The following is a 25,427-nucleotide window of genomic DNA, read 5'->3' on the forward strand; positions in this document are numbered from 1 at the left end:
TCACCCTTAAATTGATTTTCTTCTTGAGGAAGATGGAATATTAAGCTGTTCTCGATACTTAGCTACCGTTCGACGCGAAAGTATAATTTCATGTTCATGCTCAAGCAGCTCCACAATTTTTTGATCGGATAACGGTTTTTTCTTATTCTCTTCATCTACTAATGCTTTAATAAGCTGTTTTACGCGTGTTGTAGAAATAGCAGTATCATCTGTTGTAGCCAGTGCACCGCTAAAAAACGACTTCATTTCGAATAATCCATATGGTGTTCGTACATACTTATTACGTGTAGCACGGCTGATAGTAGATTCATGTAATTCTAATATTTCTGCTACTTCCTTTAATGACAACGGCTTTAAATAAAGCGGACCTTCTGTAAAAAACTCACGTTGTTTATCGACAATGACTTCCATCACGTTAATTAACGTACGCTTTCTCTGCTCTAAGCTTTTCAGGATCCACTGCACATGTTGATATTTTTCAGAAAGATACGAAACTATTTCTTTTTCCGCCTTACTGTTCATCAAAGCACTGTATTCAGAGTGAACCTCAATCTTCGGCATATTGCCCTGATTAAGTTTAATAACAAGCTTTCCCTGCTCCTTCGTCACAATTAAATCAGGAACGATATACATAGGACCTTCGTGAGAAAACGGGATGCCAGGACGAGGCTGCAGTGAAATAATAACATCAACAGCGGCTTGTAGTTCGGCTGTACTGCATTTCAGCGCTGTTCCAAGCTGCTTCCAATCCTTTTTGGCAAAACAGTCAAAATGATGCTCCACGATAACTTCAGCAATCGGATCTCCATCTTGTAACCGCTTAAGTTGCAAAAGCAAGCACTCTTGCAAATTCCTTGCCCCTACCCCCGCCGGTTCTAACCCTTGAACCATTTGGACATAACGTATCACTTCTGTTACAGATATAGAAAGAAACCGTGCAAGCTCTTCATCTGTTTCCTGTAAATATCCATTTTCATCAATGTTCAAGATAATAAAGGTTAATGCTCGCTTTTCTTTTTCATTTATTTTTAAATAACGCAATTGATTAGTCAAATGCTCCTGTATGGTTACATTATTATTGCTGTATACTTCCATACGATTTTCTGTTGTACTGCTAGTGCTTTTGGTTTTTCTCTTGGATACCTCGAAGCTGCTCAATTCGATCAGGGGATTATCAAGAGATTGCTCATATAAAAACTCCGTCAGCTCCTGAGCGTTGTACTGGAGCATCGTAATTGCTTGTCTCAGTTCTTGAGTCATAGCCAACTTTAACGTTTGTTCTTGCAGTAGACTTGCTTTCAAATGTATCTCCCCCTCGTCCTTTATTGTACAATAATCGTGGTGAAAGTAGAATGGAAAAATACTGGCACCTTCATCCGTAAAATGAATCGTTATCTTATTCTTATTACATATAGGCATAGGGTAAAACTGATTTTTATATATATCATAAAAAATTTGTTGTTTTTTCTTTTAACAGCCTTTAAAAATTTTATAAACTAGACTATATACTGTAACGCCGCTAGAGATTACATATAGACCTGCTCATGAGCGTGTATGTTTGTTTCTCACTCTATCAAAAATAAAAAGGTATGCTCTCTAGGCACACCTAATTCGTTTCTCTTCTTTTTTTATCTTTTCGAATCACCATTACCAACACAAGCAACACCATCCATGAAAATGCGGTTATTACCACAGCTGGTGTAAAAGAGTACTTCGTAAATGCATACAGTGCTTGAATGACAGCTATAAGAAAAAACAGTACAAAAATCATCTGTAGTCCCTCCCCTTCTCTAAGTACAAGTGAACCTGGATTGCCCTCTTACTCTTTATTACATCAACGTAAAAAGCACCCCTTCGCCTTCCGCAAAACAACCAGGAACAACGAAGCAAGTGCTTCTTATCTTTTCAATTATAGAACGCGCTCGGAGGGAATCGAACCCCCGACACATGGTACCGGAAACCATTGCTCTATCCGCTGAGCTACGAGCGCATATACCATTATTATAATCAACATTTTATTTTCTTTCAAGACCTATATGTTTATTTTCAGTACAAACGGTTATCATGATGAAAGGTACAAAGAAAAGCGGAAAACAACATTCCACTCTTACCACCTCTTCTTTGCCGCATACGGCAAGTTAAGTCTCTCACACTAATATTTCTTTCAAGTTCAATTACTACATAAAAGCAGGACTTGTCCTGCTCTTCGGTGAATAGTGTACAACAAACATATTTTTTCAAAATATATTAAAATCAAACGGTTTCGTTTGACCTTTCTTGACCATAATTGTATTATAAGTGTAAACACTCAAAGCTTTTTTAAAGGAGGAAGAAACATGAATTTAATTCCTACAGTTATTGAACAAACAAATCGTGGGGAACGTGCATACGATATTTATTCCCGTTTGTTAAAAGACCGTATTATCCTATTAGGAAGCGCAATCGATGATAATGTCGCAAACTCTATTGTAGCTCAGCTTCTATTCTTAGCGGCAGAAGATCCTGAGAAGGATATTTCTTTATACATCAACAGCCCAGGCGGCTCTATTACTGCAGGAATGGCGATTTACGACACTATGCAGTTTATCAAACCGAATGTTTCCACTATCTGTATCGGTATGGCAGCATCCATGGGAGCATTCTTGCTTGCAGCAGGAGAAAAAGGAAAGCGTTTTGCTCTTCCAAACAGCGAAGTTATGATTCACCAACCGCTTGGCGGAGCGCAAGGCCAAGCAACGGAAATTGAAATTGCTGCAAAGCGTATTCTCTTCTTACGCGACAAATTAAACCATATCCTTTCTGAAAGAACAGGTCAACCGCTTGAAGTAATCGAACGCGACACAGAGCGCGACAACTTCATGACTGCTGAAAAAGCATTGGAATACGGTTTAATCGATAAAATTATGGCACATACACTATAAACAAACATAAAAAATGGAGCGTTAGTAAGTATAACGCTCCATTTTTTATGTTATTTCTTTTCTGCTGATGTATATAACTCCATTTCATCTTTGATTCGTTTCATTTTCACATCTAAATAATGCACCATCTCGGCTGCTTGTTTTAGCTCGTCTGTCAGATGAGGGGGAACGTCACATTCAAATTTGTAATAAATTTTATGCTCTAAGCTTGCCCAAAAATCCATTGCAATAGTTCGAATTTGTACTTCTACCTTCACTCGTTCGGTTCTGTCTGACAAAAATACAGGTATATCTATCACAAGATGAAGGCTTTGGTACCCGTTTGGTTTTGGATTTTTAATGTAATCCTTTACCCGCAACACCCGAACATCATCTTGGTTTTTAATCATATCATAAATTTTATATATATCTGAAACGAAAGAGCAAATTACCCGAATACCAGCAATATCATGAATATATCTCTCACCATTTTCCGTACTCACTTCCAACCCTTTACGCTCAAGTTTACTCTTAATGCTTTCAGGAGACTTAATTCTTACTTTAATATGCTCAATTGGATTATGTTCATGAACAAATTGAAACTCTTCGTTCAAAATCTCCAGCTTTGTATGAATCTCATCTAACGCAAATTTATATATGAATAAGAAATGTTTCCACTCTATTCCTTTACGCTCCAGCAATTGCTGCATCCATATTCATCCTCTCATTTCTTCATAACATCCACACTCTACCATATATGCATGAACTTACTGTGAACTTTTCATGAAGAATCTATAACTTCTCATTAGGAATGAATATTGCCGAACTGCCTTTCTTCTTTTTCATACAAAAAGCGCAAGCACTCGGCCTACGCTTCTTGTTGAACATATTTTGTTAATACCTCTAGTGCTTCTTGCTCATCAGCACCTTCAGTAATAATAGTTACAGTCGCATTTGCTCCGACTGCTAAGCTCATTAATCCCATAATGCTTTTTGCATTTACTTTCTTGCCGTCCCTTTCAATAAATACGTCAGATTGAAAACGGTTTGCTTCTTGTACAAACAACGCTGCCGGACGAGCCTGTAACCCTGTTCTCAACATAACCTCCACTTGCTTTTGCACCATTTCCCCATTTCCCCCTTATATTATTTTTTTGTACTTAGCTCTCCTGCTCGTAATTTATCAGCAATCTCATCAATTTTCCGCAAGCGATGATTGATTCCAGATTTGCTGATTTTCCCTCCTGAAACCATCTCTCCCAGTTCCTTTAAGGTTACATCTTGAAAATTGACACGTAACTCTGCAATTTCACGTAATTTATCTGGCAAAATATCCAAACCGATTGTTTCTTTAATATATCGAATATTTTCAATTTGCCTAAGAGCAGCACCTATTGTTTTGTTTAAATTAGCTGTTTCACAATTTACTAACCGATTTACTGAATTCCTCATATCTCGGACAATGCGTACATCTTCAAATTTTAGCAATGCATTGTGAGCTCCAATAATATTTAGAAACTCCGTAATTTTTTCAGCTTCTTTTAAATACGTAATAAACCCTTTTCGTCTTTCCAGCGTTTTGCTATTTAATCCAAATTCGTTCATGAGTTCACATATCGCTTCATTATGCTCTTTATATAAGGAAAAAATCTCCAAATGGTAAGATGAAGTTTCAGGGTTGTTTACGGAGCCTCCTGCTAAAAAGGCACCTCGTGAATAGGAGCGCTTACAACACTTCTTTTTGATTAATGAAGCTGAAATGTTATGAGTAAATGAAAACCCTTCACTTATAATATGCAAATCCTCAAGTACTTCCTTCGTCTTTTCAACCAACCGTACAATGTACACATTATTCTTTTTTAATCTCATTTTTTTACGTACTAGTAACTCCACTGTTACATCGTATCTTTTTTTTAAAAGCTTATAAATACGGCGGGCGATAGCCGCATTTTCTGTTTGAATATCGATCACAATATGGCGGTTGGAAAAGGAAAGAGAGCCGTTCATTCGAATTAACGCGGACAGTTCCGCTTTGACACAGCAGTCCTTTATTTCAAGGTTGGTTAATTCCTTTTTTGTTTCTGATGCAAACGACACCGCTCTCACCTCCCAAAATTAAATTAATGAATATAAAATGGATGCCAGTTTTATCGTATTATGGCGAATAACACCGTCATCGTATTGAATGATTTCATCGGCAATCACATTCAAGCTAAGTTTTTCTAAGTTTTCTCTGTCACATTCAACAGGGACGGAGGATTCCTTTTCATACCGATTTAACACGCTTTCCGGCACTCTGCCATTATTGACAATAATAGTATTGATAACAGAATCTCCCAAATGCTTATGGATAGCTTGAACATGGTCAGAAGCCTTATAGCCCATCGTTTCTCCCGCTTGGGTCATCACATTGCATACATAAACCTTTTGTGCTTTTGCAGCAATAACAGCTTGGCCGATTCTTTTCACTATTAAATTCGGTAAAATACTTGTATATAAGCTGCCTGGTCCAAGGACAATCATATCTGCCCGCTTAATCTCATTTAACGTCTCGCGCAACGGTTCTACATCCTCCGGCGTTAAAAATACACGTTCAATCTTCTTACCGTAATACGGAATTTTCGATTCTCCTGTTACTACTCTGCCATCTTCAAGCTGTGCATGCAGGACCACACTTTGATTTGCTGCAGGCAGCACTCGACCGCGAACATTTAAAACTTTGCTCATTTCCGTTATAGCATGGAAAAAGTCTCCTGTTATAGCTGTCATTCCTGCAATCAATAAATTCCCTAGAGCGTGTCCTGTCAACCCTTCCCCAGAAGTAAAGCGATGTTGAAACAAAGCTTCTACAAACGGCTCTACATCTGACAAAGCAGCCAATACATTCCTCACATCTCCAGGCGGTGGAATGGAAAACTCATCACGTAATCGACCTGAGCTTCCCCCGTCATCTGCTACTGTCACGATAGCTGTAATATCGACTGGATATTTTTTCAGTCCTCGCAAAAGCACAGAGAGGCCAGTGCCCCCTCCAATGATCACTAATTTTGATTTTCTTTCTGTTTTCATAAATTAATGGCCCTTCCTCTTTTCAATATCGCGATGGGTAACATAGGTTTTAAATTGATGTTGAAAATGCTTTCCTATGTATTCAGTCAATGTAACGGAACGGTGCTGGCCACCTGTACAGCCGATCGCAATCACAAGCTGACTTTTTCCCTCTCGCTTATAGTGAGGTAACATAAAGGCAATTAAATCTGTTAATTTTTCTAGAAACTTACGAGTTTCACTAAATTTCAATACATACGATGAAACCTCTTCATCTAATCCTGTTAACGGCTTCATATGAGGAATATAAAATGGGTTAGGCAAAAATCGAACATCGAATACTAAATCTGCATCAATTGGAATACCGTATTTAAATCCAAAAGACATCACATTCACACGAAATGATTGTTGATCTTCGGTTGAAAATTGCTCGATAATTTTTTCACGCAACTCTTTCGGCTTAAAATCTGATGTATCCATGACAATGTTTGCTCGGGCTTTCATATCCCCAAGAAGCTTCCGCTCTAATTCAATTCCCTTTAAAGGAGATTCGGCTGGAGAAAGCGGATGGGAACGTCTTGTTTCTTTGTATCTTGCTACTAACGCTGCATCCTTGGCATCAAGGAATAAAATGTGAGGGATAACCCAAGTGCGCTCTGTTAAATCATCTAGAGATTCAAACAGATGATCAAAAAACTCCCCGCCGCGCAAATCTATTCCTAAGGCGACCTTGTCCATTTGAGTTGCTGACTCTGACATGAGCTCAACAAACTTCGGAAGCAAAGCGGGAGGTAAATTATCAACACAGAAATAGCCTAAGTCTTCAAAACTTTGAAGAGCAACTGTTTTTCCAGCTCCTGACATCCCTGTAATGATGACCATTTTAATATCATTTTTTCCTTTTTCTTTTTCCATCCTTATATCTCTCCTCTCTATTTTAATTTCAACTCGGATCTAGTCGATACGAAATAAGCTCGAAATTCGGTGTATATACAAATGTACCATAAATAATACCATTTCCTTTAAGCAAATAATCAATAATATGATAGTCTCCAGGAGCCATTGCCAATTCGTCTATTTTATCAAACGAATGCCATTGTAATATCCCTTCTTCTGATTCCATTTTATTTTCCCCAGTAAAATCTGTAGCTAAAAATGAAAACATCATCCATTCCGAAATCACCTTTTCATTTTCTTGTATAACAAACGTAAATACACCTTTTAGTGCAGGATTTTTCAAATAAATGCCTGTCTCTTCTCGATACTCCCGCACAACAGCATCCCGCACAGTTTCTCCTAATTCCATCTTTCCGCCCGGTGCCACCCACCAATTACGGCGAGGCTTTTGCAAAAGGAGAACTTGATCACCCTTTACTAATACACAGTTAGTTACTCGTTGCAAATTATCTCACCTCATAATAAGCAAAGCCTATTCTATACTTATTTTACTTTTAGTTATAAAACCCTCTTCTTACCTTATCCATGTTAAACTTATATCAAACGATTCAGATGATTGCTGCACGCAACCTCTTGAAAGTTTTCCTTTATTATACTATCAAAAGCAGTTTGTCACAATGAACAGGAAATCACAAAGGACAGAATTATTAGAAAATTTAAATTTATATAATAGCATAAAAAAGAGCATGAGTCTGAAAACTCATGCTCACCAAGAAAGATATATACTGATAAGAGGGAATTGATTAACTCTACTTTACACGAATTATATTGCATAACTGTTACAATATAATTAAACCCCTTTTACCTTACATTACTGTTTATTTGCAATCTTTAACGCTTCCACTAATTCTTCAACATAGTGCTGTGCGCTTTGTGCAGCGATGCTTCCGTCTCCTGTTGCTGTAACAATTTGACGAAGTGTTTTCTCACGAACATCTCCCGCTGCAAAGATACCTTCCACTTTTGTTTCCATACGGTCATTTGTTTCAATATAACCATTTTCGTTTGTAATGCCTAAGCTTTCAAATGGTTTAGAAAGAGGAAGCATACCGATGTAAATGAAGATACCATCCGTTTTAAACTCTTGCTCTTCTCCAGTATTCACATCAACTAATGTAACGCTGCCTACTTTGCCATTACTTTCATTGACCTCTTTTACAGTATGGTTCCAAATAAAGGAGATTTTCTCATTAGCAAATGCACGTTCTTGAAGAATTTTTTGTGCACGAAGCTTATCACGACGATGCACAATTGTTACTTTAGATGCAAAGCGCGTCAAATATACGCCTTCTTCTACTGCAGAGTCTCCTCCGCCGACAACAACAAGCTCTTTTCCTTTAAAAAAGGCACCGTCACAAACTGCACAATAAGAAACACCGCGGCCGCCAAGCTCTTTCTCACCTGGTACACCAATTTTCTTATATTCTGCACCTGTTGCAATGATAACTGCCCGTGCCTTAAACTCTTTTTTACCTGCCACTACTGTCTTATATTCTTTTCCATCAATTATTTCTTTTATATCACCATAAGCATATTCAGCACCAAACTTTTTCGCATGGTCAAACATTTTCGTAGACAGCTCCGGTCCTAAAATATGGTCGTAGCCTGGATAGTTTTCTACCTCTTCTGTGTTTGCCATTTGACCGCCCGGTATTCCACGCTCAATCATTAGCGTACTTAAATTAGCACGTGAAGTGTATACAGCTGCTGTCATTCCTGCAGGACCTGCTCCGATAATAATGACATCATATACTTTTTCTTCTGACACGTCATTCACTCCTTATCCAATCCACTTAATACTAAATAAGAATTATTTTAATCTGATATTCTTATCGTAATCAATCTAGCAGCAAACGTCTATTTTTTTGCTCAAACTCCCTGTTCAGCTATAGCTTGGACATATTTACGCAGTGTCGCAGGCGAAATGCTGTACATTTTTCCTACTTCTGTTTGTGTCATCATCACATTCTGTCTTCTTCGCACTGTATACTCTATCGCCGCGGACCACCCCAGCACATTGGAAACTGAAACTGTACTGCTGTAAAGCCCTTTTACTACTTGAAACCAAAGAGTTAAGGTATCTTCAATTAGTGCATCGTCTTTTTTAGTATGACCATATAAACAGTCTGCAATTTGTAAACACTTTTCAAGCCTACTTAATTCTTTCGGAATGCGCTTGTTACTTCCCTTTAAAAAGAAATAGCGTCCCATATCTACAATAATCGAATGATGCTCTTGTTTCTCAGCAATGTCAAAAAACACTGGCAGTTTATCCTCGGTCTGTAATTCATTTATTAAATACAAAGCCAGCATTTTTTTCTCATCGTCTCGTTCTTCCTCAAAAGAGAGTGTGAGCTGCTGCAAAAAAGTATGCTGATCTACCGCGGAAAAGTCAGTATAGTTCCAAGGCTCCTTCCCTTCCTTATCTGGATACAGCTCTACAACATGCTGCCACATTTTTTGGGCTGTGTGCGTTTCACCAACCATATAAGCAGAGTACGAAAGCCAATAATAAAAGCTCACATCACCTTCATAACCTTGTCGCTTCAATGATTTCAACCACTTATAACCAAGCTCGTACCGACCCACGGTAGCAAACATCGTCCCTAATTTAAAGCGCTGTTCAAATAATATTGGATGCACATTTTCCAGTGCGTTCACTAATATCGTTGCTTCTTTATATTGACCAATAGAATACAAGAAAACCACTTGGTTACATAGCGCATGCAAATTCCCTGGGTTCTTATTTAAAATATCATCTGTAAGCTGCAAAGCTTCATCTATTTTCCCAATCTGAAACTTTGCAACAGCAAGGTTATTATAAGCGGACCAGAATTCTGGATACTCCGCGATCATCGTTTCTAAAATAGACACCGCTTCCTGGTGTTGGCCGTTCCGAATGCAGCTGTTTGCACGCTCTTGCATCACAATCAGCTCATCCTCGCCTTCCCATTCATTTTCTACGTCGCCTTCCTCGATAGTAATCATATCAAGCAATTCGAGCGCATCCTCTACAAACTCTTCTTCCTCAGTCACTTCCAAATAGTGCTCCGCATACTTACGTGCCTGCTGAAATAATCCAAGGTACGCATAGTTATTAGCAAGGAAATAGTAACACTCTTCCATTTCAGGATCTAATTTTATAATATCAGTCAAAATCTGATTAGATTGATGATAATCTCCCGCATCAGATAAAGCTGCTGCTAATTGTGATAAAATAAACGGCTCCTGCTGCGAATGTGCCGCTCTCTGTAAATACTTAATTGCCTGCTTCAAATCATGGCGACGGTAAGCCTTCATTCCTTTTTCATAAAAAAATTGAACAGACTCAGAAAAGGAAATAACTTGTCCCCTATCCTTCTTTACACTTTGATTTTTCCCCATAATTCCTCCATACTCTCTAAATTCAACGAAGGTTTAGTATATCATATGATCATGTATATTTTTCTCTACTTACAAGTATATACGATTGTACACAAAACAAAACAATATATTATATGCATTTTTTGGCTTTTTATACAGGAAACGCTTTTTGACCGTTAAACTTTACAGTGACGGCCATTATTTCGGTGAATTTCTGGGTCTTTTCGGCGACACCTCTCACTTTTTCGGCGAACTCCGCTTTTTTCGGCGAACCCTCTCGCTTTTTCCGCGAACTCCGCTTTTTTTCGGCGACACCTCTCACTTTTTCGGCGAACTCCGCTTTTTTTCGGCGACACCTCTCACTTTTTCGGCGAACTCCGCTTTTTTCGGCGAACCCTCTCGCTTTTTCCGCGAACTCCGCTTTTTTTCGGCGACACCTCTCACTTTTTCGGCGAACTCCGCTTTTTTCGGCGAACCCTCTCGCTTTTTCCGCGAACTCCGCTTTTTTCGACGAACTCCGCTTTTTTTCGGCAACACCATCTTTATTTAAGTTAATCCCTTATCTATCCCTATCTTCGACCTTATTCAAAATAAAAAAGAAAATGCCTCATAGTGCATTTTCTTTTTCACTCCTCTGTTCCATCTCTTCTTTTGTATAAATAATCTGCATTGGATTGCCGCCCACGAATGCTCCCGCTGGTACATCCTTATGAACGAGCGTTCCCGCTGATACGATAGCTCCGTCTCCAATCACTACTCCAGGTAAAATAGTGCTGTTGGCTCCAATCATCACTTCATCACCAATAATAACCGCTCCGAGACGATACTCTGTTATTAAATACTCATGAGCCAAAATGGTGGTATTATAGCCAATGACTGTATTTCTGCCCACCTTAATTTGTTCAGGAAACATCACGTCCAGCATGACCATGAGGGCAAATGATGTTTGCTCGCCAACTTTCATTCGTAAAAACGTCCGGTACAGCCAATTTTTCATCCCGAGAAACGGCATATAGCGGGCTGTTTGAATCACAATAAAGTTTTTGATGACCTTCCAAAACGGAACGGTTTTGTATATATGCCATAAAGAATTGGCTCCTGAAACTGGATAGCGCGTCGTTCTCCTCACCTAAGTTCGCCCCTTATAATATCTTCAACAAATCACTCATCTTTTCAAGCACATAGTCCGGCTTATAAGATTCCAAATACTCGCGCCCTTTTAACGTCCACGCGACACCTGCGGTTTTTGTTCCGGCATTCTGGCCAGCTACGATATCATGGTGATTATCACCCACCATGATTGCTTCTTCTGGCTTTGCATCTAGCAACCGCAAGGCTTTAAAAATGGGCTCTGGATCAGGCTTAACATTTTGTACATCCTCGATTGTCACAACCACATCAAAAAACTCTTTTAATCGGCCGAACCGCAACCCCATTTCTACTGTCCCACGCGCTTTCGTCGTCACAATCCCAATTTTATAGCCCTTTTCCTGCAATTCTGTTACTGTTTCGTATACCGTGTCATACTCTTCAACAAGCTCATCATGCATTTTATGATTAAACTCACGATAGCATTGAATCATTTCCTCTACCCGTTCTTTATCTACAGATGTAAATGTTTCTGTTAAAGACGGGCCAATAAACGGAAGCACGTCTTCCCTTTTATAACGGCCCGGGTAATATTTATTCAACGTGTGCAAAAATGAAGCAATAATCAATTCATTCGTGTTGATTAACGTACCATCCAAATCGAATAATACTGTATTAATTTTCATGTACAAGTTCCTTTCTCTGATGAATATCTTTATTACGCCATACCACTGACACCATCACCGTTAAGAGAACGGCAACAATAAGACGAATAAGCAATAACGGCAGCACTGGAATACCGAGCGGTACGAAAATCAAGGTATCCTCGATAACCGCATGGCAGGCAATAAGGAATATAAAGGCAAGTACTAAATCTCTTTTCTCTACCCCGTCTTCTTTCACAGCTTGTATCATCACACCAGCTCCGAATGCAAGACCAAAAAATAACCCCGCAGCCAACGTCGTCGACGTATTTTCTTTCATACCGAGCATTCTTGTAAAAGGAGACATCCACTTTGAAAACACAGCTAGAAAACCATAGTCTTTTAAGAATTGAATCCCAACCATAAGCGGAATCGCAATCATTGCCAGCTGCAGAACGCCGAAGGCCGCATTTTCCATTGCGTGCAATATAATGTTACTCCATCCTTGGAGATGCGTATCAGCTGCTGATACAAGTCCATACTCCGCTGCTTCTTTTCCTCCATCCCAAAAGAAATGAATAACAATGGCAGATACAATTGCTAAGCCCAGCCGTACTCCAAGAACAAGAAGTGTCCTTATCCCTACTCGAGAAGCTACTGAAGTCTCCACTAATAAATTATGAGAAAACGAAAGCATAACGGCTAAAATGAATACTTCCTTCACACTTAGCTTTAATGTTATGATTGCACCAATCGCAGCATATAAATTCAAAAAGTTTCCCAAAACAAGCGGTACTGCCGCATCGCCGGGCAAGCCAATCAATTGCATAAGCGGCTCAATAAACTGCGTAACCCACGGAAGAATCGGCGTATATTTTAATACCGTAACAATCAGTGTCACTGGAACAATAATTTTCCCAAGCAACCACGTCGTTTTTAAACCGGACAGCAATCCTTTTTTTAATGTCCCCACCCTTTTTCTCTCCTCGCTTTTCATACTAGCAAGGTCCCCGCTTATATAAGGGGGACCTCTAATATACTTATTGTTCTAAATATGGCTCTTTGGAATGACTCAATTTTCGGCGAATAACTATGAGAATAAGAGCTCCTACAAGTAAAACAATAGAGATTACTTGTGCAATGCGAAGCGGTCCAAGCATTAAGCTGTCCGTACGAAGCCCTTCAATAAAGAAACGGCCGAAGGAATACCACATCAAGTAAATTAAAAACATTTCTCCTCTTTGTAAATTAACTTTTCTAAGCAGCAGTAAGACAGCAACACCTGCGAGATTCCAGAGAGATTCATATAAAAATGTTGGATGATAATATGCTCCATCAATATACATGTTATTGATGATAAACTCAGGTAAATGCAAGCCTTCTAAAAATTCACGGGTAACAGGTCCGCCATGCGCCTCTTGATTCATAAAATTTCCCCAGCGACCAATGGCTTGACCGAGCAAAATACTCGGTGCAGCTATATCCGCAAGCTTCCAAAATGGAATGTTGCGTTTTTTAGCAAACACTACGGCTGTAATTACAGCACCAATTAATCCTCCATGAATAGCTAAACCGCCCTGACGAATATTAATAATTTGACTCGGTTCTGCCAAATAATAATCTAGGTTGAACAACACATAATAAGTACGCGCACATATAATGGCAATCGGTACAGCATACAGCACTAGATCAATGAATGTTTCCTTCGGCAAGCCCCGGCGTTCTCCTTCACGTATCGCAAGAAGCAAACCGAGCAGCATCCCTGTTCCAATAATCACACCGTACCAATAAATCGGGAAAGGTCCCAAATGAATAAATACCCGGTCTAACGGTTCTATCGTTCCTAGCATCTTTTCTCCACTCCTTTATTTCTCTGTTGCGCCTATATCAATAGCACTCATAAGCCGCTCCGAAAATTGTTGCGCTGCATTCACTCCCATACGCTTCAAGCGGAAGTTCATGGCCGCTACTTCAATGATTACCGCTAAATTTCGGCCAGGCCTTACTGGCAGCGTAATTTTCGTAATGTCCGTATCAATAATTTTCACTTTTTCCTCATCTAATCCAAGGCGATCATAATTTTTTGTTTGGTCCCAAATTTCCAAATCAATAATCAGTGAAATTTTTTTATAGTTACGAACAGCTCCTGCACCAAAGAGTGTCATAACGTTGATAATGCCGAGTCCGCGAATTTCGAGAAGATGCTCAATTAACTCGGGCGAGCTCCCAATTAACGAATCTTGGTCTTCTTGACGGATTTCCACACTGTCGTCTGCAACAAGACGATGCCCTCGTTTCACAAGCTCTAAGGCTGTTTCACTTTTCCCCACTCCACTTTTTCCAGTAATCAGGACACCTACTCCATATACATCCACCAGTACGCCATGAACAGCAGTAGTTGGTGCCAGCTTACTTTCTAAATAGTTTGTCAAATGACTATATAGACGTGTTGTTTTCATAGTCGATTGCAACACAGGTACATCTGTCATATTGGAAGCCTCAATAAGCTCACTCGGAACCTCATGTCCTCTTGTTATAATGATACAAGGTGTTTGCTTCGTACAAAGCGCAAGCATGCGTTCCCTTTTCTGTTCATCCTCTAATGTCTCAAAAAAAGTCAGCTCCGTTTTCCCGATAATTTGTACACGCTCTGCCGGGTAATATGTAAAAAAACCTGCTATCTCAATCCCCGGTCTTGATAAGTCACTTGTCTTAATCGGGCGGTTAATGCCTTCTTTACCGCATATGAGCTCTAGTTGAAACTCTTCTATCAAATCTTTTGTTCGTACTTTCGGCATAGTTGATCCTCCATGCTTCCATATTAATCTTCATTGATTCTATTGTAACACTTTTTGATAAAAATACGAAACAAGCTTGTCTATCGCATACAAAAAGCAGCACAATCATCTGAGAGATGTTCTATTTCGATCCATGCACTGACAATCAGCAACCTAAAGCAAGCTTACAAAAAGCATTCCGCCCATTGGCGAAATGCTTTAGTCACGCTTTTGCAGCGGCTCTATAACAGCCTTATCAATAAGCATATTCAATATAGAAATACAAACAGCGGCCAGCAATGCCACACCAAAGCTGCTTATTTCAAAAGCAGAACCCATGAGTTCGTCTGTGATTAACAAGGTGACAGCATTAATAACAATAAGGAACAATCCCAAGGTTAGTATAGTAATGGGGAGCGTAATCAATATTAGCAACGGTTTCACAATTACATTTAATATAGAAAGAATCACACTCGCAACAATAGCGGTAGTAATATTTTTTATGTAAAACTGGGAAGGCGTTAAAAAGCCTGATACCACAATCAACAACAAGCTGTTGATTAAAAGGGAAATAATCCATCTCATTTAAAACCAGCTCCTTTACTCCGATGCCAACACTTTAATTCCTTTAATAAGGTTCCAAATATAAATAATTACATTCAACAGTCCAAATACTGCAATGCCGCCAAAGGTTAACGCTGTCCAAGTCTCAGCATGACGGGTAAAAATAAGAACCAATCCTACTGCTATAACCCACAGCAACGGAAAAATATGAGAAATGAATGCCCTTTTCGCATGATGTTTAACAAGTTTATCTGTTATTACAAAATATACAATGATTGGAAATAGAAAAGGTGCAAAAAAGATACTGAAATAACATCCTGCAGCCAATAATTTTTTCGTGGAATCCATCTTATTTCACCTCGCTTTACTATGTATTTATCCTTTATGAACAGGCAGTAGAACTTAAAATGCAAAGTTTTGAACTCTACTGCACGATTTCACACTATAAAAAATCTCCAAAAGTACAGTTCGTCTTTTGGAGATTTTACTTTACTTACTATACACTTTTTCTATCTTTTCTGTCATCCTTGCTTTGTCTCGTTCCAATATCGTTTTTAAATATTTTGCCGTATAAGATTGTTCTTCTTTCACGACCTCCTCTGGCGTTCCAGCTGCGACAATCTGTCCTCCCTTGTCTCCGCCTTCAGGACCTAAATCGATAATATAATCGGCTCCTTTAATTACATCCAGATTATGCTCAATCACAAGTACTGTATCACCGTTTTCTACCAGCCGCTGCAATACCTTTAACAGGCGAGCAATATCATCTACATGAAGACCTGTTGTCGGCTCATCCAAAATATACAGCGTACGCCCCGTCGAACGTCGGTGCAATTCCGAAGCAAGCTTCACGCGCTGTGCTTCTCCCCCTGATAAGGTTGTTGCCGGTTGACCAAGCTTAATATAACCAAGCCCTACGTCCACAATCGTTTGCAGCTTACGCTTGATTTTTGGAATGTTTTCAAAGAACACAGCTGCATCCTCAACCGTCATGTCTAGTACATCAGAAATGCTTCTGTCCTTATATTTTACCTCTAGGGTTTCCCTATTATAGCGCTTGCCATGACACACCTCACAAGGTACATACACATCCGGAAGGAAGTGCATCTCAATCTTAATAATACCGTCTCCTCGGCATGCCTCACAGCGCCCGCCTTTTACATTAAAACTAAATCGTCCTTTTTGATAACCGCGCACTTTTGCCTCATTGGTTTGTGCAAATACATCTCGTATATCATCAAATACTCCGGTATACGTGGCAGGATTCGAACGTGGCGTTCTTCCAATCGGTGACTGGTCAATATCGATCACCTTATCCAAATGCTCAATTCCTTTGATTTCTTTATGAACACCTGGCTTTTGTTTCGCGTTATGAAGTTTTTGCGCCAATGTTTTATACAAAATCTCATTAATCATCGTACTTTTTCCAGATCCGGATACTCCCGTCACCGCTACAAACGTTCCCAAAGGGAATGAGGTTTTCACATTTTTTAAGTTATTTTCCTTAGCTCCGAGAATTTCGATTTTGCGGCCATCGCCTTTTCTGCGCTCAGCTGGTACTGGAATAAACTTCTTTCCGCTTAAATATTGGCCTGTCAATGAATTCTCATCCTCCATGACCTCATTCGGCGTTCCCGCAGACACCACTTGACCTCCGTGAATCCCTGCGCCCGGACCGATATCGATTAAGTAATCCGCTGCAATCATCGTATCTTCATCGTGCTCTACAACGATTAGCGTATTGCCTAAATCACGCATATTCTGCAGGGTTTGAATGAGACGGTCGTTGTCCCGCTGATGCAAGCCAATGGACGGTTCATCTAAAATGTAAAGGACCCCCGTTAAGCGTGAACCGATTTGCGTAGCCAAACGAATCCGCTGAGCTTCTCCCCCGGATAATGTACCTGCTGATCGGTTTAAAGTCAGATAATCCAATCCTACATTGATAAGGAATCCCAATCGTTCTTTAATTTCACGTAAAATCATATGTGCAATTTGCTGCTGTTTTTCTGTAAGATAAACGGTATCAAAGAAATCATGTGCTTCTTGAATAGACAGTTTAGTTACATGAGCAATTGTTTTGCCGTCTATAAACACAGCTAAAGTTTCCTGTTTTAAACGAGCACCCTTACATTTCGGACAGGGCTGATTTGCCATATACTTTTCCATTTGCTCACGAATATAATCGGAGTTTGTCTCGCGGTAACGTCTCTCAATGTTTGGAATAACCCCTTCAAACACGATTTCGCTCTCTCTTACCTGCCCAAAGTCGTTTACATAGCGGAAGTACACCGTATCCTTCCCGCTTCCATACAAAACTTTATCCATTAAATACTTTGGAATGTCTTTTACAGGTACATTCATGTCAATACCATAATGAGTACATACGGCTTCCAATAGCTGCGGGTAATATTGCGAGCTTGTCGGCTCCCACGGTGCAAGCGCATGATTGCGCAATGTTAAATCCCAATTAGGCACAACTAAATCGACATCAACCTCCAGCTTTGAACCAAGACCGTCACACGATGGACAGGCACCATACGGGCTGTTAAATGAAAACATGCGCGGTTCTAATTCCCCGATAGAAAATCCACAATGCGGGCAAGCATGATGTTCGCTGAATAACAGCTCTTCTTCTCCCATCACATCAATTAATACACGACCTTCACCAAGCCGTAACGCTGTTTCCAAAGAATCTGCTAAACGAGAAGCAATCCCTTCCTTCAGTACAATACGGTCCACGACCACTTCAATAGAGTGCTTCTTATTTTTATCGAGATTAATATCATCTGAAAGCTCGCGCATTTCACCATCCGCACGAACGCGGACATAGCCTTGCTTTTTAATGTCTTCCAGTGTTTTTACATGTGTACCTTTTCGTCCGGATACAATCGGAGCCAGCACTTGCAACTTCGTACGTTCCGGATACTCTAAAATACGATCTACCATTTGTTCCACTGTTTGCGAGGTAATTTCAATGCCATGATTCGGACAAATAGGCGTACCCACTCTTGCAAACAATAAACGCAAGTAATCATATATCTCCGTTACTGTACCAACCGTTGATCGGGGATTTCGGCTTGTCGTTTTTTGATCAATGGAAATCGCAGGTGACAAGCCTTCAATCGTATCTACATCCGGTTTATCCATCTGTCCTAAAAACTGGCGGGCATAAGCAGAAAGAGATTCGACATAACGCCGCTGTCCCTCTGCATAAATCGTATCAAATGCTAAAGACGACTTTCCCGATCCAGACAACCCTGTTACGACAACCAATTGATTTCTTGGAATGGTGACATCAATATTTTTTAAATTATGCGCACGGGCGCCCTTTACCACAATAAAATCATTCGCCAAAACAATCACCCCTCCGATTTCAATTCAAACACTAAGTCGCGTAGCTCAGCCGCACGTTCGAAATCAAGCGCTTTTGCCGCTTCCTTCATTTCCGCTTCCAGCTTTGCAATCATCGTTACACGCTCTTCTTTTGACATCTTCTTAAATGACGGCTGTTTTACATCATACTTCTCGTTCTCCTCAGCCGCTACTGACGCACGAATCACATTCCGAATTTCTTTTTTAATCGTTTGCGGCGTAATCCCATGCTGTTCATTGTACGCTTCCTGAATTTCACGGCGGCGTCTCGTTTCCTGAATAGCAAGTTCCATCGAATTTGTCATTTTATCTGCATACATAATAACCTGACCGTTCGCATTACGGGCAGCCCGCCCAATTGTTTGAATAAGCGAGCGCTCAGAACGCAAAAATCCTTCTTTATCTGCATCCAAAATCGCGACAAGCGACACCTCAGGAATATCCAATCCCTCTCTTAACAAGTTAATACCGACAAGGACATCATACTTCCCAAGCCGCAAATCGCGAATAATCTCAATCCGTTCCAATGTTTTAATTTCTGAATGCATGTAGTTCACTTTGATGCCGATATCCTTTAAATAATCAGTTAAGTCTTCGGACATTTTCTTAGTAAGTGTGGTAATCAGCACGCGCTCATTTTTTTCGGTTCGATCTTGAATTTCCCCAAGCAAATCATCAATTTGCCCTTCAATCGGACGAACTTCAATAATTGGATCTACTAGACCTGTTGGGCGGATGATTTGTTCAATCGGCTGAGGGGAAGCTTCTAATTCATATGGTCCCGGCGTGGCTGAAACATAAATAATTTGATGCACTTTATCTTCAAACTCTTCAAACATAAGCGGACGATTATCCTTAGCAGAAGGCAAACGGAATCCGTGATCCACAAGCACCTGCTTGCGAGCCTGGTCCCCGTTATACATCGCTCTCACTTGTGGAATGGTCACATGTGACTCATCTACAACAATTAGGAAATCATCAGGAAAATAATCAAGCAATGTGTATGGCGTAGAACCAGCAGGACGGAGCGTTAAATGACGGGAATAGTTTTCAATTCCGGAGCAAAATCCCATTTCGCGCATCATCTCCAAATCGTAGCGGGTGCGCTGCTCTAAACGCTGCGCTTCCAAAAGCTTATTTTGCTCTTTCAATTCCGCTAAGCGCTCTTCCAATTCCTTTTCAATATTGCCAATAGCAATGCGCATCTTCTCTTCACGCGTTACGAAGTGGGATGCCGGGAATATAGCCACATGGTCCCTCTCCATCCGTACTTCACCTGTCAGCGCATCCACTTCACGAATCCGGTCAATTTCATCACCAAAAAACTCAACACGAATGCACTGCTCATCTCGGGATGCCGGGAAGATTTCCACTACATCGCCGCGTACCCGAAACGTTCCACGCTGAAAGTCGATGTCATTTCGTGAGTATTGTACATCTACCAGCTGACGAAGCAGCTCGTCCCTGCCCTTTTCCATTCCTACGCGAAGAGAGACCACCAGCTCCTGGTATTCTTCTGGTGAACCTAAACCGTAAATACAAGATACACTCGCGACTATAATAACATCCTTTCTCTCGAACAAAGAGGATGTGGCAGAGTGGCGCAGCTTATCAATTTCATCATTTATTTTTGCATCTTTTTCAATAAAAGTATCTGTCTGCGGTACATACGCTTCCGGTTGATAATAGTCGTAGTAGCTGACAAAATATTCAACAGCATTGTTTGGAAAAAATTCTTTAAATTCACTGTACAGCTGCCCTGCTAGTGTTTTATTATGAGCCATAACCAGGGTTGGCTTGTTTACTTCCTTAATCACATTAGAGATGGTAAACGTTTTTCCTGTTCCTGTGGCTCCCAATAACACTTGGTGTTTGCTGTTTTGTTGAATCCCCTTTACAAGCCTTTCAATTGCCTTTGGCTGGTCTCCTTGCGGGGAATATGCTGAAACTATTTCAAACTGCTCTTCCATATCCGAGCACCTCCGAAAACATCATATGGTCATTTTACCATAAAGTAACGAAAAAACGCCAAAAAAACGAACAAATATTCGATTGTCCTTTTGTAAAGAGTTAAAGTGTATCAGCCGAATTATTATAAAAAGCAAGGGGATCCCCCTTGCTTCCTTCATTCAATCTTTTATACTGCTTCTGTGCTGCGGTCAAAATCTTGCTCCACGAACACAAGACCGAGCTTATGATGATCTCCTTGAAACAATGCTCGGTTACGCAGACGCAACTCTCCATTTGTATCTAATATTTCCAGTTTACAATAGGCCCCAGCACTATTCCGCTGCAGCGCTTGATAAAATTCGCCAATCGTTCTTGGCGTAACCCCATTTACTTTTGTAATGATTTCCCCAGTCTTTAAGCCGATCTCCTCAGCGGGACTATCAGGAATAATATCCAATATCATTAATCCTATATTTTTAGAAGTAAAAAAGGCAGGAAGCTTTTCATCTTCCAGTTGTTCCCGAATCGCAATGGTCATTCTCCCCAATATAGCGATGCCCGCCGCCGCAACTGCCAAGCCGGTCAGCCAGAAGCTCCCTGCAGCCAACAGCAATACAAGGATACTTAATCCCCGAACCCTTCTTCCTGTAAAAGAAATTGCTTCACTCGGAAGCATCCCTTTGATCGTCTTAGAAAACCCTATGCCCAATGGTAAAAGCATCAGTGAAAATGTCTTTGTACCAACAGTAACTACCGGCCACCATGCAAATAAATGGGTAATGCTATCTCCCGGAACTACAAAAAAAACAGGGACCAACCACATTCGTTTACATACATGAAGCCCAATAGAACGGCCGCGCTTTCCTTTTAATAGTTTCGGAGTTGAAGCATACGCCCCATATTTAGAAATCAGCGTCCCCTCTGCAAACAATAACAATGCTAGTAAAACAGCTAAGGCGGAATAGCTTGTCCCATCCCCAATTGCCGAATTCATCAGAGGAAGCTTTATATCCGAAAAAAAAGCAAGGACAAAAAGAGACACCCCAATGGTATACGCAGAAGACAACAACCTATATTGCTGCAATACAGCGAATAGTACTGTAACTAACATAATGACAGCTAGACTTCCCTTAGACAGCACAAATCCAATTCCTATCATAATCAATGAAAAAATAAATCCAATACCTACGCCTTTAAACATCGAAGTACGAAGCTCATACCATACATCATAAATCTTTGCCGAAAAATCTTGACGTTCTCTGAGTACCCTTGTATATCCAACTAGAAAACTACTAATTATAAACAGATAGAAAACCGGATGCACAAAAAACCACCCTACAGCTCTTACAATTTCTAACAGCCAATCCTCCACAGAACATGTCACCACCCTCATCATTATTTTTCTCTATTTTACCATACGGGTAAAACTCGTTTGAAATAAAAAAGTATACAGACATTACGTCTGTATACTTTCGACAAATTCGACTGAATCCCTGTTACTTCGCTAATAATTTTAAGGCTGTAGTAAGCTGAACATCATTCTCTCCAGCACGGATTTTTTCTACAAGCTTCTCTTGCAGCGCTTCTGCCGTTTTACTATCGATTTCTCCTGTCACCTTTAGATTATTAGCTTGTTGGAATGCTTTGACCGCACTTACTGTTACTTTGCTGAAATACCCGTCTTCACGTCCAGGCTCGAAACCAAGACCTTTTAACATGACCTGTGCATTCTTAATTTGTTCATCATTCATATCATATGATAATGTTTTCTTCACTTGAACCGGGGCTGCATAGTAGTATTCAGGCTGCTTGACCTCTACCGTCGGTTCAATTCCTTTTTTGTGAATCCAATTACCGTCTGGTGTGAGCCATTTATACAATGTTAATTTAATATTGCTTCCATCTTCAAGCTGTACCGCCTGCTGAACGGTTCCTTTACCAAAGGATTTGACACCGACTAGGTCATAGCCTTCTGCTTCCTTTAATGCTCCTGCCATAATTTCAGAAGCAGATGCGCTGCCGTTATCAATAAGCACGGCGACCGGGTAATCTTTCTTTTGTTTTAATGTCGTATAGAACTTCTGACGTTGTCCGTTTCGCTCCTCGATTTGGAGCATCGGCTTTTTGTCTGTCACAAGAAGCTTCAACATATCTTCCACACTCTGTAAATACCCACCTGGGTTTCCTCGAAGATCAATAACAAGCCCCTGCATACCATTGTCCTCTAATTTCTCCAGCTCTGTTTTAAACTCTTTTGCTGTATTTTCAGAGAAAGACGTTACTTGTAAATATCCCATGTCTTTTCCGCTCTCCTGTTTCATGGAACCAAATACCGTCAAAAGTGGAATTTTATCACGCTTAATTTTAAATGTTAGCGGCTCATCCACGTTTGAACGTTTGATTTTCAACTCCACAATCGTTCCTTTTTTACCGCGAATCTTTAATACAGCCTCTTCTCTCGTTAAATCCTTCACACTTTTTCCATTTACCTCTAAAATCTCATCATTTGGCTTCAATCCTGCCTTTTCTGCAGGAGAATCTTTAATAGGTGAAATAATGGTCAGCTTGCCATCAATTTTATTCACTTCCGCACCAATTCCTTCTAAAGAGGAATCCAAGGATTGTTCAAACTGCGCTGCTGTTTCTTTATCCATATAAGTAGAGAACGGATCCTTTAATGTATTCAACATCCCCTGTATAGCACCTTCTACAAGCTTTTGATCATCTACGTCTTCTACATAGCGAGAATCGATTAACTCATAAGCTTGCTTAATCTTTTCCAGATCTTCTGCTTCCGTTCCAGTACTTTTCTTATTCGGAAGAGCTGTACCTTTTTCCAACGCAGCATTTCCTCCCAAATAATGCAATCCGGCATACATACCGGTTGCTCCTAACAAAAAGGAAAGCATAACTATCATGATAACAACTTTACGATTCATCAGACTGAATCCTCCTATCCCTTAGAGCCATTATGTAGCTATTAAAAGGGCATCACACCCTTTGTGTGATGCCTTTACCTATGTCTACTATATGATAAGCTTGTACGAAATATGTTTGCAACCTAAAAACTTTCAATAAAATAGCTAAACCGCAAACAAAATGTTAAATTTTTAGAAACTTACGAATCGACATAACGCTTCCCCACATGCCAATCATACCGCCGATAAACAGAAGCAATGCAGAAATTTGGTAAACAAACGGGCTGTAAGGCAATAATTCAAACATTGTTCCGTTAAGTTTAGAATTGAACACCCCATGTATGGAGTTATAGGCAGTGAAGATAAGAATAATCGGAATAACCGCTCCTAATACTCCTAAAAATAAGCCTTCCAATAGAAATGGCCAACGAATGAACCAGTTTGTTGCGCCCACAAGCTTCATAATTTGAATTTCTGTTCTTCGTGCATAAATGGTAACTTTAATAGTATTAGAGATTAAAAACATAGCTGTAAACAATAATCCGGCAATTAATATTAGACCGACATTGCGTCCTGCTTTGACAGTGCTGAACAGCTTTTCAACTTCTCCTTGTCCGTACTGTACCTTGCTTACATACGGCATCTTCTCAATCTTCGGCGCAACTTTAACCGTATCTTGCGGATTTGCTGCTTTAACAATATATACATCCTTTAATGGATTATCCTGTTCGAATAACTCAAACGATTTTCCTTGCTCTCCAAAGCTTTTAATCAATTTTTTCAGTTCCTCTTCTTTAGAAGAAAACGTAATAGATTCTATATTAGAAATAGCTTCAATTTGCTGCTTCAGCTTCTTCTGATCTTCTTGTGTAGCAGCCGGGTCTATATGGACGCGGATTTCCACGTCTTTTTCCACCTTGGTTGCAAAGTGATTAATATTCATAATTACTGTCAAAAACACACCTACAAGCAGTAATGTAATTGTCACGGCACTTACGGAGGCAAATGTCATCCAGCCGTTTCGAGTCAAACTCTTGACACCTTCACGTAAATGACGAGTAAAGGTTTTAGCTTTCATATCCGTATCCTCCATTAATCTCATCTCGTACGATCTTTCCGCCTTCAATCGCGATAACGCGGTTCTTAATTGTGTTAACAATATCCGCATTATGCGTTGCCATAATAATGGTCGTACCTTGCTTATTAATCTCCTTAAAGATATCCATAATCTCCCAAGATGTATCCATATCCAGATTACCGGTAGGCTCATCGGCAATAACTACTTTCGGCTTATTTACAATTGCGCGAGCAATCGCAACGCGTTGCTGCTCCCCACCTGACAGCTGGTTTGGAAATGAGCTTGTTTTATGCTTTAAACCGACAAGCTGTAAAACTTCAAGTACACGCTTAGAAATTACTTCCGGCTCTTCCTCAATTACTTCAAGCGCAAAAGCAACATTTTCATACACTGTTAGTTTCGGTAATAATCTAAAGTCCTGGAAGACGATGCCGAGATTGCGTCGAAAGTAAGGAATATCTCTTTCGTGCAAGCTTTCTAAGGAAAGACCGTTTACATTGATCGATCCAGTGGTGGGCTTTTGCTCACGGAACATCATTTTAATAAAAGTCGATTTTCCAGCACCGCTCGGACCAACTACATATACAAACTCACCCTGCTTGATTTTAACAGAAATACCGTTGACCGCTTTTACGCCGTTGTCATACTCTTTATGCACATTGTTCATTGTTATCATAATTTATCACCTAAAATCGCTTCTATTTTTTAAAACTTTGTCATTTCTATTCTATCAAATCCGACATGTTATGCAGAAAAGCAATATA

Annotated in this window: 25 protein-coding genes and 1 tRNA gene; 2 read left to right on the forward strand and 24 right to left on the reverse strand. The window is 40.0% G+C overall.

Annotated features, from left to right (window positions below; translation table 11 throughout):
- Positions 1 to 6: 6 nt before the first annotated feature.
- The 3 genes from rpoN to J7Q84_RS09460 form a co-directional block, all read right to left on the reverse strand.
- A complete protein-coding gene (rpoN, locus tag J7Q84_RS09450; protein WP_209094289.1) occupies positions 7 to 1,302 on the reverse strand; it encodes an RNA polymerase factor sigma-54 in 1,296 nt (431 codons plus the stop codon).
- A 304-nt stretch (positions 1,303 to 1,606) separates the two neighbouring features.
- Positions 1,607 to 1,771, reverse strand: coding sequence for a hypothetical protein (locus tag J7Q84_RS09455; RefSeq protein ID WP_209094290.1), 165 nt, complete (start codon positions 1,769 to 1,771; stop codon positions 1,607 to 1,609).
- A gap of 146 nt (positions 1,772 to 1,917) precedes the next feature.
- Positions 1,918 to 1,990, reverse strand: a tRNA-Arg gene (locus J7Q84_RS09460).
- Positions 1,991 to 2,336: 346 nt separating this feature from the next.
- Here J7Q84_RS09460 and clpP point away from each other — a divergent pair.
- Entirely contained in the window at positions 2,337 to 2,921 is a 585-nt protein-coding gene (gene clpP / locus J7Q84_RS09465; RefSeq protein WP_209094291.1) for an ATP-dependent Clp endopeptidase proteolytic subunit ClpP, read from the forward strand.
- Positions 2,922 to 2,971: 50 nt separating this feature from the next.
- On the opposite strand, the gene J7Q84_RS09470 is transcribed toward clpP, so the two are convergent.
- The 8 genes from J7Q84_RS09470 to J7Q84_RS09505 form a co-directional block, all read right to left on the reverse strand.
- The gene (locus tag J7Q84_RS09470; RefSeq protein WP_209094292.1) at positions 2,972 to 3,610 is read right to left on the reverse strand and encodes a GTP pyrophosphokinase; all 639 of its coding nucleotides are present in this window, start codon (positions 3,608 to 3,610) and stop codon (positions 2,972 to 2,974) included.
- A 158-nt stretch (positions 3,611 to 3,768) separates the two neighbouring features.
- Positions 3,769 to 4,026: an HPr family phosphocarrier protein gene (locus J7Q84_RS09475; RefSeq protein ID WP_209094293.1), complete on the reverse strand. Its 258-nt coding sequence runs from the start codon at positions 4,024 to 4,026 to the stop codon at positions 3,769 to 3,771.
- 20 nt (positions 4,027 to 4,046) lie between these two features.
- Positions 4,047 to 4,997, reverse strand: a complete 951-nt coding sequence (gene whiA, locus J7Q84_RS09480) for a DNA-binding protein WhiA (protein WP_209094294.1) — start codon at positions 4,995 to 4,997, stop codon at positions 4,047 to 4,049.
- 18 nt (positions 4,998 to 5,015) lie between these two features.
- On the reverse strand, positions 5,016 to 5,969 hold the full coding sequence (locus J7Q84_RS09485; RefSeq protein ID WP_209094295.1) for a gluconeogenesis factor YvcK family protein: 954 nt from the start codon (positions 5,967 to 5,969) through the stop codon (positions 5,016 to 5,018).
- 3 nt (positions 5,970 to 5,972) lie between these two features.
- Positions 5,973 to 6,863 carry an RNase adapter RapZ gene (gene rapZ / locus J7Q84_RS09490; RefSeq protein ID WP_209094296.1) on the reverse strand — a complete coding sequence of 297 codons (891 nt, stop codon included), beginning with the start codon at positions 6,861 to 6,863 and terminating at the stop codon, positions 5,973 to 5,975.
- A gap of 28 nt (positions 6,864 to 6,891) precedes the next feature.
- Positions 6,892 to 7,350, reverse strand: a complete 459-nt coding sequence (locus J7Q84_RS09495; RefSeq protein WP_209094297.1) for an NUDIX hydrolase — start codon at positions 7,348 to 7,350, stop codon at positions 6,892 to 6,894.
- Positions 7,351 to 7,716: 366 nt separating this feature from the next.
- The gene (gene trxB / locus J7Q84_RS09500) at positions 7,717 to 8,673 is read right to left on the reverse strand and encodes a thioredoxin-disulfide reductase (RefSeq protein ID WP_209094298.1); all 957 of its coding nucleotides are present in this window, start codon (positions 8,671 to 8,673) and stop codon (positions 7,717 to 7,719) included.
- Positions 8,674 to 8,774: 101 nt separating this feature from the next.
- Positions 8,775 to 10,289 (reverse strand): tetratricopeptide repeat protein, encoded by a 1,515-nt coding sequence (locus J7Q84_RS09505; RefSeq protein ID WP_209094299.1) that lies wholly within the window; start codon positions 10,287 to 10,289, stop codon positions 8,775 to 8,777.
- Between the two features lie 148 nt (positions 10,290 to 10,437).
- Between J7Q84_RS09505 and J7Q84_RS09510 the strand changes: the two genes are divergently transcribed.
- A complete protein-coding gene (locus J7Q84_RS09510; RefSeq protein ID WP_209094300.1) occupies positions 10,438 to 10,818 on the forward strand; it encodes a hypothetical protein in 381 nt (126 codons plus the stop codon).
- Positions 10,819 to 10,875: 57 nt separating this feature from the next.
- On the opposite strand, the gene J7Q84_RS09515 is transcribed toward J7Q84_RS09510, so the two are convergent.
- The 13 genes from J7Q84_RS09515 to ftsE form a co-directional block, all read right to left on the reverse strand.
- Entirely contained in the window at positions 10,876 to 11,397 is a 522-nt protein-coding gene (locus tag J7Q84_RS09515; RefSeq protein WP_209094301.1) for an acyltransferase, read from the reverse strand.
- A 13-nt stretch (positions 11,398 to 11,410) separates the two neighbouring features.
- Positions 11,411 to 12,043 carry a pyrophosphatase PpaX gene (gene ppaX, locus J7Q84_RS09520; protein WP_209094302.1) on the reverse strand — a complete coding sequence of 211 codons (633 nt, stop codon included), beginning with the start codon at positions 12,041 to 12,043 and terminating at the stop codon, positions 11,411 to 11,413.
- A complete protein-coding gene (locus tag J7Q84_RS09525) occupies positions 12,033 to 12,974 on the reverse strand; it encodes a nucleoside recognition domain-containing protein (protein WP_348519844.1) in 942 nt (313 codons plus the stop codon). The genes ppaX and J7Q84_RS09525 overlap by 11 nt, the downstream gene beginning before the upstream one ends.
- Before the next feature lie 67 nt (positions 12,975 to 13,041).
- Positions 13,042 to 13,851, reverse strand: a complete 810-nt coding sequence (gene lgt, locus J7Q84_RS09530) for a prolipoprotein diacylglyceryl transferase (RefSeq protein ID WP_209094304.1) — start codon at positions 13,849 to 13,851, stop codon at positions 13,042 to 13,044.
- A gap of 15 nt (positions 13,852 to 13,866) precedes the next feature.
- The gene (gene hprK, locus J7Q84_RS09535; RefSeq protein ID WP_209094305.1) at positions 13,867 to 14,799 is read right to left on the reverse strand and encodes an HPr(Ser) kinase/phosphatase; all 933 of its coding nucleotides are present in this window, start codon (positions 14,797 to 14,799) and stop codon (positions 13,867 to 13,869) included.
- 198 nt (positions 14,800 to 14,997) lie between these two features.
- Complete coding sequence (locus J7Q84_RS09540; RefSeq protein ID WP_209094306.1) at positions 14,998 to 15,363, reverse strand: phage holin family protein; 366 nt, start codon at positions 15,361 to 15,363, stop codon at positions 14,998 to 15,000.
- Positions 15,364 to 15,378: 15 nt separating this feature from the next.
- Entirely contained in the window at positions 15,379 to 15,690 is a 312-nt protein-coding gene (locus J7Q84_RS09545) for a magnetosome magnetite crystal formation protein family (RefSeq protein WP_209094307.1), read from the reverse strand.
- Positions 15,691 to 15,831: 141 nt separating this feature from the next.
- Positions 15,832 to 18,699: an excinuclease ABC subunit UvrA gene (uvrA, locus tag J7Q84_RS09550; RefSeq protein ID WP_209094308.1), complete on the reverse strand. Its 2,868-nt coding sequence runs from the start codon at positions 18,697 to 18,699 to the stop codon at positions 15,832 to 15,834.
- A 5-nt stretch (positions 18,700 to 18,704) separates the two neighbouring features.
- Positions 18,705 to 20,687 (reverse strand): excinuclease ABC subunit UvrB, encoded by a 1,983-nt coding sequence (gene uvrB, locus J7Q84_RS09555; protein ID WP_209094309.1) that lies wholly within the window; start codon positions 20,685 to 20,687, stop codon positions 18,705 to 18,707.
- A gap of 167 nt (positions 20,688 to 20,854) precedes the next feature.
- On the reverse strand, positions 20,855 to 22,060 hold the full coding sequence (locus J7Q84_RS09560; protein WP_209094528.1) for a PDZ domain-containing protein: 1,206 nt from the start codon (positions 22,058 to 22,060) through the stop codon (positions 20,855 to 20,857).
- Positions 22,061 to 22,163: 103 nt separating this feature from the next.
- Entirely contained in the window at positions 22,164 to 23,606 is a 1,443-nt protein-coding gene (locus J7Q84_RS09565) for a S41 family peptidase (RefSeq protein ID WP_209094310.1), read from the reverse strand.
- Between the two features lie 163 nt (positions 23,607 to 23,769).
- Positions 23,770 to 24,663 (reverse strand): permease-like cell division protein FtsX, encoded by an 894-nt coding sequence (ftsX, locus tag J7Q84_RS09570; RefSeq protein WP_209094311.1) that lies wholly within the window; start codon positions 24,661 to 24,663, stop codon positions 23,770 to 23,772.
- On the reverse strand, positions 24,653 to 25,339 hold the full coding sequence (gene ftsE / locus J7Q84_RS09575) for a cell division ATP-binding protein FtsE (RefSeq protein WP_209094312.1): 687 nt from the start codon (positions 25,337 to 25,339) through the stop codon (positions 24,653 to 24,655). The genes ftsX and ftsE overlap by 11 nt, the downstream gene beginning before the upstream one ends.
- Positions 25,340 to 25,427 lie beyond the last annotated feature (88 nt).

The sequence above is a fragment of the Bacillus sp. 165 genome (assembly GCF_017742235.1).
Taxonomy (GTDB): Bacteria; Bacillota; Bacilli; order Bacillales; family Bacillaceae_G; genus JAGHKQ01.

Bases quoted from the DNA above. Each gene is read 5' to 3' on its own strand.
- J7Q84_RS09470 (WP_209094292.1), bottom strand. From the start codon at position 3,610: ATGCAGCAATTGCTGGAGCGTAAAGGAATAGAGTGGAAACATTTCTTA.
- hprK (WP_209094305.1), bottom strand. From the start codon at position 14,799: ATGCCGAAAGTACGAACAAAAGATTTGATAGAAGAGTTTCAACTAGAG.
- J7Q84_RS09565 (WP_209094310.1), bottom strand. From the start codon at position 23,606: ATGAATCGTAAAGTTGTTATCATGATAGTTATGCTTTCCTTTTTGTTA.
- J7Q84_RS09560 (WP_209094528.1), bottom strand. From the start codon at position 22,060: ATGAGGGTGGTGACATGTTCTGTGGAGGATTGGCTGTTAGAAATTGTA.
- uvrB (WP_209094309.1), bottom strand. From the start codon at position 20,687: ATGGAAGAGCAGTTTGAAATAGTTTCAGCATATTCCCCGCAAGGAGAC.
- lgt (WP_209094304.1), bottom strand. From the start codon at position 13,851: ATGCTAGGAACGATAGAACCGTTAGACCGGGTATTTATTCATTTGGGA.
- J7Q84_RS09485 (WP_209094295.1), bottom strand. From the start codon at position 5,969: ATGAAAACAGAAAGAAAATCAAAATTAGTGATCATTGGAGGGGGCACT.
- J7Q84_RS09505 (WP_209094299.1), bottom strand. From the start codon at position 10,289: ATGGGGAAAAATCAAAGTGTAAAGAAGGATAGGGGACAAGTTATTTCC.
- J7Q84_RS09545 (WP_209094307.1), bottom strand. From the start codon at position 15,690: ATGGATTCCACGAAAAAATTATTGGCTGCAGGATGTTATTTCAGTATC.
- rapZ (WP_209094296.1), bottom strand. From the start codon at position 6,863: ATGGAAAAAGAAAAAGGAAAAAATGATATTAAAATGGTCATCATTACA.
- J7Q84_RS09475 (WP_209094293.1), bottom strand. From the start codon at position 4,026: ATGGTGCAAAAGCAAGTGGAGGTTATGTTGAGAACAGGGTTACAGGCT.
- J7Q84_RS09540 (WP_209094306.1), bottom strand. From the start codon at position 15,363: ATGAGATGGATTATTTCCCTTTTAATCAACAGCTTGTTGTTGATTGTG.
- ftsE (WP_209094312.1), bottom strand. From the start codon at position 25,339: ATGATAACAATGAACAATGTGCATAAAGAGTATGACAACGGCGTAAAA.
- J7Q84_RS09455 (WP_209094290.1), bottom strand. From the start codon at position 1,771: ATGATTTTTGTACTGTTTTTTCTTATAGCTGTCATTCAAGCACTGTAT.
- clpP (WP_209094291.1), top strand. From the start codon at position 2,337: ATGAATTTAATTCCTACAGTTATTGAACAAACAAATCGTGGGGAACGT.
- ppaX (WP_209094302.1), bottom strand. From the start codon at position 12,043: ATGAAAATTAATACAGTATTATTCGATTTGGATGGTACGTTAATCAAC.
- ftsX (WP_209094311.1), bottom strand. From the start codon at position 24,663: ATGAAAGCTAAAACCTTTACTCGTCATTTACGTGAAGGTGTCAAGAGT.